Here is an 11,324-nt window from a genome sequence, read left to right as displayed (position 1 = left end):
GCCCGCCGGCAGATCGTGACCTCGTCAAAGGCGCGCTTCTGCACCTCGCGCAGCTGCTTCTGCTCGATGAGCATCGCCGCCCAGTCGCCTCTTCTGGCGTAGACCGGGGTGAGATCGAACCCAAAGGCATCGACCACCTGCCCGGCTAGATCCTTGACGGCATAGCGCTTGCCATTGGGCGAGTCCTTGGGGGTCAGCAGCTGCAGGTCGACCAGCTGGCGCAGGATGCGCCGGATCGCCCGCTCAGTGAGGCCGGTGCGGCTCATGAGGTAGTCATTCGATGGCCACACCAGCAGCCGCCCCCATTCCTGCTCGCCCCAGCAGGCGACGAGCTCGGACAGGACGGCCCGCTGGGCTGGCCTGAGGTCGAGCGCCTTGCCCGCATCCCGGGCGGCGCCTGAGAGTTCTTTTCGCGTCACCGTGCGCTCGGCTTCGAGCGCAAGCTTCCTTGCGGCCAGAGCGGCATGTCTCAGCCGCCGGCCTCCTGACGATGCAAGCTGCATCGTACCCTCCGTGTTGAGGGCAAAGCGGGAGCGTTCACCGTAACCGATGCTCTTGACAGTCAGTTTGTCGGGATGGCATAAAGACGTTGTCACACAATCTTTGCCCACCCCTCGCGGTGGTCTCCAAAGGCCCTCGAAGTTTCCAGCTTCGTGGGCCTTTTGCTTTGCCTGGGTTACGTCACCGTGTTTGGCTCCTTCCGAACAAAGGTGGTCTCAAGGGCATGGTTGATGGCGTCCTGGCGTGTCTTAAAGCGACCGCTCTCGACCGCTTGATCGATTGCAGTCCCTATCATCTGAGGAACCCAGACGTTCATCTCCCGGTCACCCCGCTCACGGCGGGCTTTCCGGAGGCGCTGAACCCGCTCGATCCCTTTCACGTCAGGCATGGCACACCACCCCATCGCACTTGTGACAGTTACGAGAAATGCCCGATTCTGAGTTGGCTGTGGAGTCGCGCGTCAAGAATCCGTTCACAATAGATCAATTCGGCGGTGGGAAACTTCTTTACCTAGAATCATTTAGCTGAAAAGGCCGAGTCAATTCGCATGTAAAAGCCCGGTTCCAGGTGATTCTCAGTTACGCACTTGATTCGAGAAGGCTTAGTATTCGACTCAAGGGTCGACTCGTGCTCTGGAATTATGATTCGGGAACGGCGCGCTGATGCGGTCAAGAACTGGCAACGGAACCACAAGTCCCATTGGATATTTAAATTGGATTCAAGGTGTTGTTCGCAGATCCTTCTCGTGGGCCGCCGCCCAGCGGCAGACCAACGCCACGCACACGCGCTTCCTCTAGGATACGAAGGCGCCCACCATCGTGATCCTCGAAGCACAATGGAGGCCGCTGGTAGCGACCGGTGCCGTGGCCGTGGAGCGGCCGCACGGCAATCCAATGGACGGCTTGGTCGTCGTCTCGAAGGCTGCACGGGACGGCTCCCGGCGCATCTCTAACTTTGCCGATGCGACCTCGACTATTGCAAAGTTACGTGAAGGACAGCGCGCTCGGCCGGAAATTCCACGCTAATCAACTCAAGGGCACAAGCAACGTCTGCGATGAAAGAGAGCTATTAGTTATTTCGGTCCGGAGGCCTTATCTGCAAGGTCACCATCAGGAGCCATAGTTTCCGCATGCCCCCTCAAACGCATGTACTCAAATTTGAGAGCGAGGTGGGTGGCGACGTACTTCTTATTGACACTCGCGAGCATATCTTTCCAAGGCTCAAGGGTGCGGATTCCATCTCGCCGCGCAAAAACTCTGGTACTGTCTGGCGCGCGTCCATCGTTAATCGACTCGATGAACCTCAGAAGGCGAAGCGCACATCCGATCGCTTCTGTAGCGCGTTCTATGTACCCGAGCACTTCCGGTGCGGAAGCTGAACCAACACGGTTTCGTATGAAAATCCGCCTAATGGTTGTCATCGCTTTTTGGGCGGAGTTCAGAAGTTCGCGCGTGGCGCGTACCTCGTCTTGATTCGGGGCTCCGGATTTTCCACGCCACCCAGCTGCTGCAGCATGAGGTCCACTGCCTTTGGGGTGACATTCAGCAGTTTGGCGCCGAGTGGCACGGTCACCAACGGATGCGACAGGAACAGGTCGACCAGGTCCGGTAGCTTCGAGTTTGATCGGGTCTTCGCCGTCACACGCCCCATCAGCTCTCGAGCCGGGATCAGCCTCTCCAGGTCCTTGCCCGCGATGTCCAAGGCCTCCTCGATGACACTGCAAAAACCCTCAAGTTTCTCCTTCGCCCCTTCCCTTCCCTGCCCTGCGGTCGGAACTTCGACTTCTTAAAACCTGCCGCTAGATGCAAAAGATGGTCCGTCAGCCCTCGCACTCGCAGGATTGAGGCGGCCATCGTCAGCCCCAACCAGGGCAAGCGGGTGTAGAGGTTGAGATCCAGCCAGGCGTTCCAGGCCACGGCCGCAGCGGCGACAGCTTGCCAGTGGCTCGTCCACTTGACTTGGGGCGCCGGTCCCAGAAGGACCTCGCGGCTGACTATCCAAAGTCGAGTATTGAACTTCTGCCACCGACAACTCTGGAAAGACATTGGCGCAGCGATTTGTTGCTCCTCGCCAACGTTCATTGACTAGGGATTACCTCGACTCGGGCCCACTGCTGCTGGCGTCCCTTATCATCGGTTACGGTCGTGATCTCCAGAATCGTCACGAGATCTCCTTCATCGACCGTAGGCGGGTCGCCTCCCCATTTCGCCGGACCAGGCCGCAGGAAGGCCTTGCGGTTTGAACGCGCGATATCCCCGGGCGCCAGAGGTTGCCCGGCAGCTTTTTTCGGAAAGACTGGGTCGAGGAACGGCGTCTTCGATCCGATGTTATGAAGAGCTGTCCAGGTTGGCTTTACGGCTAGCTTGCTCTGGGCCTTGTCAAATTCTTGGACGGTTTGTGGACTTACCGGTGTCGGCGCGGTCTCTGCCCACAACTTGAGTTCTTGGATCTTCTCGTCATACGGGGAGTTTGAACCCGTGTAGGTCAGGGCCACGCCGGGAATATTGGACGAGGGGTCCATCAAGGCTTCCCGATTCCAACTGATCGACCAATCCTTGTCCTTCGTGAATACCTGCTCGACCATAGGCGCCTTCTTGTAGAGGTCCTGCTCTGCCTGCTTTGCTATCTCCTGCCATTTCCCGAGAGTCTCTTTACCCGGCAGCTTGAACGACTTGTCTATCTTTGGCAGACCCTTCGCGTCGAATATCAGATTGCCTTGCGCGTCCCTCTGGTACTTGGGCAGAACCAGCGAGCACTTCACTCCCACGGAATTCATGCAGTACTGATCCGCCTTTGCAACAGCGGGGTCGACATACTTTTTGGTCACGTATGACTGCCCCGACTGAACGATAACCATTCCGCCCTGCTTGAGGAATGCATCTTTAACAGCGGTCTCATCACCACCAGCGGCAGCGACCGCTATGCCTCCTACTGCTCCCGACACCAGAGCTTTCTTAGTCACTTGGCCTAAGGTGCCCTGGGGCATGGCCGAGACCTTGGAATAGCCGGCGCTCATAATTGCGGTCGTAACTCCTACCCGCACGGCCATGTTGACGTCACCGGTAGATCGGTAGGCGTACCAAGCTGCATATGCCGATGCACCAGCCGGTCCACCATAGAAGCTGGCCGCAGCCGATAGGGAGGTGTTTACAAGCTCGCTCTCCTGAGCCGCCCGTGCAGTAGCCTCCTCTTGGTTCTTGTAAGGATCAGTCGAGAGATGCCAGACGGCATCGACTACCTTGCCTTCCCTGATCCTCTTGTCGGCCTCTGAAAGGCTGTTGCCAAATCCGCTAATTTGAAACTCGATATACCGAGCGCCGGCTTTGCCAGCATCAACAATATCGTTCGCCCCTTTCACGACATTCCAGGCAATGTCGTCCAGGGATTTCCTGCTCTTTGCAATGATGTCATCAACTAGCTTCTTGCTATTCTCTGCCGTGTCGGACAGGGCCTTCTTTCCGCCCTCGATCAACTTTTTACCAGCGTCTTCAGCACCCTTTCCGACTTCATCAAGGGTTTTTTTGACCTCGTCAGTCGTTTGATCAATCCCCTTCTTCATATCGTTCCCAGTGTTCTCAATATCCTTTCCTCGCTGATCGACGAAGTCATCAAGAGGCTCTAATCCCGTCTTGAATTCGAACGCCAAAGCAGGGTCCGAAGCTATGAAGGTGTAAATGAGAGCAACAGCAGGGATTGATAAACCGCGTTTGATCAACAGTCCCTCCCAGGATCGGGCGTGGCAAATCCAGCAATCCAGCATGACTGCAATGGCCGTGCAGCGGGGAGTGAGAAAAAGGATAAGGTCAGTTCTCAAACTTCCGCGGCAGACATTCCCGATCCGTCCTGCCGTAGAGTATTGTTGGGCCAGATTTTGTTGGGTCCGAGACTGCCCCGCTGCCCCTCATCTGTTATCGGGTCAGCCTAAGGTGCGCCGCCCCCTAATCTGCCCCGCTTACCCTCATCTACCAGTCCGGTTAGTAGCATAAACCATTGATAGATTTAATTAGTTTGGGCGATAGAGAAGCAAATCATGAGATAATTACGGCCTGTGGGTAACCAAGGCTTCCTAAGATTTTGGTATCGATAATCACCGCTTATCAGCATCTTGATCAAGAAGGGCATCGAAAGCCTCGCGCTCCCTGAGCAAACTGCCAAAGCCTAAATTTTCAAGGCACTTCCTCCCGCCTTAGCAAACTCCCTCCCCTCCTCGTTGTGCCGACACAATAGCCGCAGCAACGATCCCAAACGGCCAGTTGCGCCTATCCGCAGACATTGTACAAAGGGCCAGATTTGGGGCAAAACGGCTATGCGATACTAATGGAGTACCAGCATGCGTCAGAGGACTTCGAAGCCTTCCTGCAAGATGCCTACGGCGCTACGTTGATGAGACGGCTCTAGACGATCTCTGAGGCCCATGCCTCCGGGTGCGGCTCAATTCTGCGCTATGGCCTAGCATTCCCGAATATTCCATCACCTTATAAAGGCCACCTGCAGCCGTGCCCCCCTTCCCTCTCAAAGCGAACCTGGTCGGATATGCACGTGTCTCGACGGAGGACCAAGCCACCGATCCTCAGACTGACGAGCTCCGCGCTGCCGGCTGTCTTGTAATCCATCAGGAGTTCGCCTCCGGCGCCTCGCGGAGCCGCCCGGTCCTGGCAAGCCTTCTCCGCAACATTCAGCCCGGAGAGACACTGGTCGTAGTGCGTCTTGATCGACTAGCGCGCTCGGTGAAGCACCTCCTCGAGGTTATCGAGCAGCTGGAGGCCCGCGGCGCGCATTTCCGGTCCCTGCGCGATCCGATCGACACCACAACCCCACAGGGCATGTTCTCCCTGCAGGTTCTGGGAGCCGTCGCCCAATTGGAGCGGTCCCTAATCGCCGAGCGCACCAAGGCAGGTATCAAGGCTGCGGCCCGGCGCGGCAAGCTGCCGGGCAATCCCGGCTTAAGAGCCCGCGATCCGATTGCAATTCGCAAGGCAGCAGCCGGCTGGTCTCACGCTCATCTCGAAGAGGTTCTTGAGACGGTCGACACCTGGCTTCCAGCCGTACGTCGCCTTCGCCCTCAACACACCTGGGATGACGTAGCACGTATCCTCAATGCCTCAGGCCAATCATGGACAGCGGAGCGACTCCGCCGGACCACCAAACGTCTAGTGAAGGAAGGCCTGGCTGAAAAGGCGCTCTTATCGAAGTCCCCTCCCCGACTCCCGAGCGAACGCCTTCTCACCCTCGTTGCTGGCATTGCCATAGCAGCGCCTGAGCTCACGCTACGTGACATCGCAGCCCAGTTGGAAAGGATGCGAGAGCGGGCTCCTCGTGGAGGCAGCAGATGGTCCGCTTCATCTGTGAAATCGCTCATCGACCGGGCCAACAAGCTCGGGCTAACCGCCAATGGCGAGGTCTCGAGCTAGGCTTATATTCAGGCCCTCACCAATCTGCTTCTGGCTCGTCGAAACCTGTAAGCTCGGTCGCGATCTCCTGCAGCGCCCGATCCAGTGCGCTCCGCCGCCCGCCGCTTCGAGTGGAGCGACCATCCCCCTGCCCTCCCCGTGCCATTCGTCGCTTGACGGTCCTAACCCCTCTCACAATCAGGTGGGCAAGCTCATCGTCGTCCAGCTCGTTAACCATGTCTTCGATCTCGTGGCGGCTTGCCCGCTTTGCCAAAGACGTAAGCGAAACGGCCTCTACAGGCTCCTCTTCGAGAGTGTTCCTCGGAATAGGAGGGGCTGGACGCTTGGCGGCAGCAGGCTTGGGTGGTGAGGCTCCGAATAGGTCCCCCTGCCTCTCATCCCAGGAATGTCGCCGCCGCGTCGGGCCCTGTCCCAAAGGTTGGCCTCCCCTGCCCTGCAGGATGGTAAGGCGGTTAACCCGCTCCTGGATCCACGATCCACCCCGCCCTCTTGGTCTTTACTATAACCTCACGGGGCAGATCATCGATCCAGCTCCGCAGCGGCCAACGACGCGACCTCTAGATCAATAGCTGCCAACGGATCACCGTCGCCCAAGAACCACACAGCCGATAGCCCAGTCCAGGCTAGGATCCAGCGTAGTAGCCGTCGCCGCTCCAGCCCCGCGGCAGAGGTGACGAGCTCCAGACGGCGCGCGAAGCGGCCGGGCATAGTTGCGACCGGGTGTGTAGGATCCGCCAGATCGGGGTTCGTAAAGATATTGGCGAAGTCGAAGCCGCGCTCCCCGACCAAACGCTTCGGATCAATGGCGAGCCAGCCGCGTGCTCCGAAGTCGAGCACGTTATCATGGTGCAAGTCACCATGCAGAACCCCTACCTCACGGGGTTCTGCCAGCAGCATACGGGCCGCCTCAGCGCAATGGACCAGAATGCCACCATGCGTGGCGGCTGCCGGCTCCAGGTCGCGAAACCAAACCATCAGTGGGATCAGGTCAGGGTGCGGCTTCGGCCTGGGGGCGTGGAGCCGGGCAGCGGTAGTACACAGAATGCGGCAAGCTTCGTCATCGTGGCCGGACCGGGCCATTTCAGCGAGAGAGTCAGAGCCGGTAGCACGCTCCAACAATAGGGCTTCATGATCCCGAGCCAGTACCCGCGCTGCGCCTTCTCCGTCCCACCATTCCATCAGCACGCCGCCGGAGCACTCGTTCTCCTCACGAGATATCTTGAGCATGGCGGGCTCGCCATCCTGTGTTACCGGCAACAACCGAGCGGCTGGGGTGGTGATAGGATCGCCGTCGGGAACCAGGTTCCAAAGAGTGAGGTAGGTCTCAAGCATCGATCAGACATATCACAGCGTATGGCCGCTTAGGAGACGCGGGTCGCTACGGATGGTGGGTGCAAAGCGCCAGATTTTATCCGCGAAGAGTGCAGGTGAGAACTTGATCGGTTGTTCGCGGACAACTAGGCGCCGGACATCAGGTTCGTCCCGCTGCAGCAAGCGCGCCCGAGATTTTTATTTTGAGAGTTGTCCGCGGACAACCCATGGCTCCGACCCGTTTCACACTCGGTCCGCCCTTTAAGAAATGGCGGCCTCCACATGGCTCCTTTCAGTCGGTTGTCCGCGGACAACCGATCTCCCGGTCGAAAGTTGGCAAAGTTACAGCACGACGGATCCTACACAGGACAAGACCATTCCGTTAGCTTAACTCTCGTTTTGGGACGGCGATGGAATAGGGTAGGGAGTGTCCGCCGGCGCCTTGATTGATGGGTTGTCCGCGGACAACTACACTGTCCCGCCGATCTGACTCCAGATCGCGCCTACGACCGAAAAGGCTCCCAGACGTTCTCCTTCAGAGCCTCAAGATCGTATTCTGCGGACTCGCTGCCGGTAACCACTCTGCCGTGTCCGGTGCCTACTACGCGCAACCCGGCAATCGCTTTTGGGCGGCCCTCTCTCAGGTAGGGCTGACATCTAGGCAGCTCCAGCCCCCTGATTTTAGAATTGCCCAAGTTCGGCATTGGCTGCACCGATCTCGCAGAGAAGGCGTCCGAAACCGCCACCGGTCTCGCGGATAGCGACTACCACATTAGGTCTTTCGCAGGACGGAGGTCCAGTCCGGATCCAAGATCAATGCCTTCAACGGGGAGGAGGTCGGAGCCAGGTTCCTCGAGCGCCGAACGGGGAAGAAACCTATTGGATTTCAGATCGAACAGGTTGGAAAATCGCAGATCTACGTCGTTCCATCAGCGTCAGGGCTGGCATCCAGTTACCGGCAGATTGCGCCGTGGCGTGAGCTAGCGCGGACAGCCTCCATGCTATGCCACCTGAAGGAAACGGCTCATTAACCATATATCTGCACTCTCACTGAGCCACGCCGCTATGGCGCAACCACACAGTTGCTCGCACCGAGAGTAGAACTGCACTTGACAGCCCAAGATGGGTTGTCCGCGGACAACCGGCGGCTGATGTTCAACCGGCGCGTTCGATGCGAATGCCTCCAGAAGACCTGGCCGGCGCCCTTCTGAGAGGGGCCATGTCCGTCAAAGAGGGGAGGGGCGGTCACCGCTGCCTCCAATTCTTCGCTTCCGTCGAGGATCTTTCGACCTATTCAGCTCTCTTGAGCAAAATTCGAGCGTGCAATTAACCGGTTCTTAACATCCCAAGGGCGTACTGAGGTCAGCGCAGATTTACCGATCTAGGGCCAATTCCGCGCGGAAACGCAAGGAACCGTACATGACAGCAGTTCAGCAGCCTTCATCCATTCCTGTAATCCCACCGGCTCTCGACACCGCTTCCAATAAGCAGCAGATCGTCCTTGACGCCGACATCCTCGCAAAAAAGCTACAGGAACACACCCAGAGGATCTTTCCTCCGGTTGCGAAGAAGGCCATCCGCCGCTTTACCTCAAGCGAAGCCTCGAAATTCTTAGGCATTCATGAGGGCTATCTCCGGCAACTTGCGGCTGAGGGCAAAGCCCCCCTCCCAGAGATGCAGCCAAATGGCCGGCGGACTTTCTCGATTGAGGAAGTGAACGCAGTCCGAGAGTTCCTCGAAGGGACAAAGTCCAACCGCCGTTATATCCCTCATCGAGTTGAGGGCGAGAAGCTCCAAGTCATTTCGGTCATCAATTTCAAGGGCGGCAGTGCGAAGACGACAACGACGGCCCACTTAGCCCAGTATCTTGCTCTTCGCGGTTATCGCGTGCTCGCTATCGACCTGGACCCGCAAGCCAGCCTTTCGACACTCTTCGGGAACCAGCCGGAACTCGACGTGCGAGACAACGAAACGCTGTACGGGGCAATCCGGTTCGACGAGCATCGCACCCGGATTGAGAACATCATTCGGTCGACCTATCTCCCTGGCCTCCATTTCATCCCCGGTAATCTCGAACTCATGGAATTTGAGACAACCGCGCCTGCTGGAAGGAACTCCAAGATCTTCTTTATGCAGATCTTGGAAGCCCTAGAGTCTGTGGACCAGCACTATGACGTTGTCGTCATGGATTGCCCACCGAATCTCGGTTACCTGACCATGGCGGCTCTATGTGCTGCAACATCGCTTCTTGTGACAGTTCATCCGCAAATGCTTGATGTGCTGTCAATGGCTCAATTCCTCAGGATGGTTGGCGAAGTCACGACCACTCTTGGAAGGCACCGCAACGACTATGACTGGCTGCGCTACCTTGTTACTAGATACGAGCCAAGCGATGGACCTCAGAACCAGATGGTTGGGTTCATGCGGTCTCTGTTCGGACATCGCGTGCTGCAGAACAGCATGCTGAAGAGCACCGCGGTCGCGGATTCCGGGATCACAAAGCAAACCTTGTACGAAGTCGATCGGACCAAATTCAACAAGGGTACTTACGACAGAGCTTTGGAGGCCTTGGACCTCGTTAATGGCGAAATCGAAGATCAAATCCGTAAGGCGTGGGGGAGGCAGTAATGGCGCGCAAGAATCTTATTTCCTTTGGGAACGATGATGCTGATGGCTCCACAAGCGCGAACCTTGGGACTGCCGGAGCACCCGCTCCCAACCCTGTAGGGGAACTTCAGGCCGAGGCCGCTGCTGCAATTACCGGTGATCGTCCTCTCGCCGACCGGCCACTTGCTGATCGGCCACTAGCCTCTCGTCCTCTCGCAGACCGTTCTCTTGCAAGCAACGTTGCTAGCGAGCAGATCGCCGTGCTCCCAACCAAGCTTCCATCTCTCAAGACCTCGCCTCTTCGAGCAATGAAGGAAGCTGTCGACTCTGTTGGTCGCGTTGAGCAACTCGAGGAACAGCTTCGAGCTGGTCACACGATTGTCGATCTCGATCCTTCCGAGATTGATGCGTCGTTTGTTCCTGATCGAATGGCCTACTCAGACGAAGCCCACAAAGAGCTCGTTGCAGCCATCAAGTCTGAAGGGCAGCAAGTTCCGATCCTGGTGCGGCCACACCCTGAGCACTCTGGACGGTACCAGGTAGCCTACGGCCACCGCCGACTTCGAGCGATCAAGGAACTCGGCATAAAGATCAGAGCCGTCGTTCGCGAACTCACCGATGAGCAACTCGTTGTTGCTCAAGGCCAGGAGAACAATGCCCGCACAAACCTGAGCTTCATTGAGAAGGCCCGTTTTGCATCACGCCTGGAAGAGCGCGGCTTCCGGCGGGAAGTAATAATGCAGGCACTCTGCGTCGACAAATCTATGCTTTCAAAGATGCTCTCAGTCGCAAACGCAGTTCCCGGTCACATCATCGATGCAATCGGCCCTGCACCGAAGATCGGCAGAAGGAAATGGGAAGACCTTTCCGGATTGATCAAGCCACGCACCATTGACAAGGTTCGCAGTGCAATTGAGCGTGCCGAGAAGGCGGGCCGGGACAGCGATGCCATTTTCGAAGCTGCGTATAGGGCACTCATCACAAAGGAACCTGGCTCAAAGCCTGAAACATGGACTGCGCCCGACGGCGCCCGTCTCGCGAAGATTTCAGTTACGGAAGACAGGTTCTCTCTCGTCATTGATCGGAAGGTATCACCAGAATTTGGGGACTTTCTCAAATCGCGACTTGAAGATCTGTACAACGAGTTCCAAGGCGCCAAGCAAGCTTGATCCGTGCGTTCTGGAGGGCAGTTGCGTTTGACTGCCCTCACTCATGAACCGGCAATTATCGACCGCACTCCTAGACAGATTGGAGCAATCAGAAAGTGGGCTCGTGGTATACCGACCAAGACGGCAGCAGGGGAGGGTGCCGAACTTGGAGGGCTTGCTATCAACAAATGGGCTTTTGTACAAAGTAAGAAGTCGGGTGAAAATGATCGTTTGAAGACGATCGGTGAGCGATTTCGTTTACCACCCGGAGAGGGGAGGGCTTCCCTCAGCCCTGCTAAAATGGCTTAAAACAAGGACCTCTAAGCCCCCTTGGCCGGTCAGGCGC

At 57.4% G+C, this 11,324-nt stretch carries 10 protein-coding genes; 4 read left to right on the top strand and 6 right to left on the bottom strand.

The window, feature by feature from the left end; translation table 11 throughout:
- From KBI52_RS20905 to KBI52_RS20890, 5 genes are all read right to left on the bottom strand, one after another.
- Positions 1 to 503: helix-turn-helix domain-containing protein (locus tag KBI52_RS20905; RefSeq protein ID WP_210811288.1), on the bottom strand; the 503-nt coding region annotated here is incomplete at its 3' end.
- A 173-nt stretch (positions 504 to 676) separates the two neighbouring features.
- The gene (locus KBI52_RS20900; protein ID WP_210811309.1) at positions 677 to 889 is read right to left on the bottom strand and encodes a hypothetical protein; all 213 of its coding nucleotides are present in this window, start codon (positions 887 to 889) and stop codon (positions 677 to 679) included.
- A gap of 1,049 nt (positions 890 to 1,938) precedes the next feature.
- Positions 1,939 to 2,202 (bottom strand): helix-turn-helix domain-containing protein, encoded by a 264-nt coding sequence (locus KBI52_RS33105; RefSeq protein WP_247654538.1) that lies wholly within the window; start codon positions 2,200 to 2,202, stop codon positions 1,939 to 1,941.
- Positions 2,169 to 2,546 carry a DUF1612 domain-containing protein gene (locus KBI52_RS34245; RefSeq protein ID WP_247654541.1) on the bottom strand — a complete coding sequence of 126 codons (378 nt, stop codon included), beginning with the start codon at positions 2,544 to 2,546 and terminating at the stop codon, positions 2,169 to 2,171. The genes KBI52_RS33105 and KBI52_RS34245 overlap by 34 nt, the downstream gene beginning before the upstream one ends.
- Before the next feature lie 32 nt (positions 2,547 to 2,578).
- Positions 2,579 to 4,216, bottom strand: coding sequence for a hypothetical protein (locus KBI52_RS20890; RefSeq protein ID WP_210811286.1), 1,638 nt, complete (start codon positions 4,214 to 4,216; stop codon positions 2,579 to 2,581).
- 781 nt (positions 4,217 to 4,997) lie between these two features.
- Here KBI52_RS20890 and KBI52_RS20885 point away from each other — a divergent pair.
- Entirely contained in the window at positions 4,998 to 5,912 is a 915-nt protein-coding gene (locus KBI52_RS20885) for a recombinase family protein (protein ID WP_210811285.1), read from the top strand.
- A 519-nt stretch (positions 5,913 to 6,431) separates the two neighbouring features.
- Here the strand turns inward: KBI52_RS20885 and KBI52_RS20880 are convergent.
- On the bottom strand, positions 6,432 to 7,244 hold the full coding sequence (locus tag KBI52_RS20880) for an aminoglycoside phosphotransferase family protein (protein ID WP_210811284.1): 813 nt from the start codon (positions 7,242 to 7,244) through the stop codon (positions 6,432 to 6,434).
- A gap of 428 nt (positions 7,245 to 7,672) precedes the next feature.
- Between KBI52_RS20880 and KBI52_RS34240 the strand changes: the two genes are divergently transcribed.
- The 3 genes from KBI52_RS34240 to repB all read left to right on the top strand — a co-directional run bounded on the left by KBI52_RS34240 (position 7,673) and on the right by repB (position 10,999).
- Positions 7,673 to 7,984, top strand: coding sequence for a uracil-DNA glycosylase family protein (locus KBI52_RS34240; protein ID WP_371823196.1), 312 nt, complete (start codon positions 7,673 to 7,675; stop codon positions 7,982 to 7,984).
- Positions 7,985 to 8,642: 658 nt separating this feature from the next.
- Positions 8,643 to 9,851 carry a plasmid partitioning protein RepA gene (gene repA / locus KBI52_RS20875; protein ID WP_247654537.1) on the top strand — a complete coding sequence of 403 codons (1,209 nt, stop codon included), beginning with the start codon at positions 8,643 to 8,645 and terminating at the stop codon, positions 9,849 to 9,851.
- Entirely contained in the window at positions 9,851 to 10,999 is a 1,149-nt protein-coding gene (repB, locus tag KBI52_RS20870; protein ID WP_210811282.1) for a plasmid partitioning protein RepB, read from the top strand. The genes repA and repB overlap by 1 nt, the downstream gene beginning before the upstream one ends.
- Positions 11,000 to 11,324 lie beyond the last annotated feature (325 nt).

It is taken from the genome of Microvirga sp. HBU67558, from assembly GCF_018069605.1.
Lineage (GTDB): Bacteria > Pseudomonadota > Alphaproteobacteria > Rhizobiales > Beijerinckiaceae > Microvirga > Microvirga terrae.
The sequence above is the reverse complement of the archived record's forward strand: the minus strand, read 5'-3'. Positions and strand labels throughout refer to the sequence as shown.

Excerpts from the sequence above, each read along its gene's own strand:
- repA (WP_247654537.1), top strand. The coding sequence starts at position 8,643 with ATGACAGCAGTTCAGCAGCCTTCATCCATTCCTGTAATCCCACCGGCT.
- KBI52_RS34240 (WP_371823196.1), top strand. The coding sequence starts at position 7,673 with ATGGGTTGTCCGCGGACAACTACACTGTCCCGCCGATCTGACTCCAGA.
- KBI52_RS20900 (WP_210811309.1), bottom strand. The coding sequence starts at position 889 with ATGCCTGACGTGAAAGGGATCGAGCGGGTTCAGCGCCTCCGGAAAGCC.
- KBI52_RS20880 (WP_210811284.1), bottom strand. The coding sequence starts at position 7,244 with ATGCTTGAGACCTACCTCACTCTTTGGAACCTGGTTCCCGACGGCGAT.
- KBI52_RS34245 (WP_247654541.1), bottom strand. The coding sequence starts at position 2,546 with ATGTCTTTCCAGAGTTGTCGGTGGCAGAAGTTCAATACTCGACTTTGG.
- repB (WP_210811282.1), top strand. The coding sequence starts at position 9,851 with ATGGCGCGCAAGAATCTTATTTCCTTTGGGAACGATGATGCTGATGGC.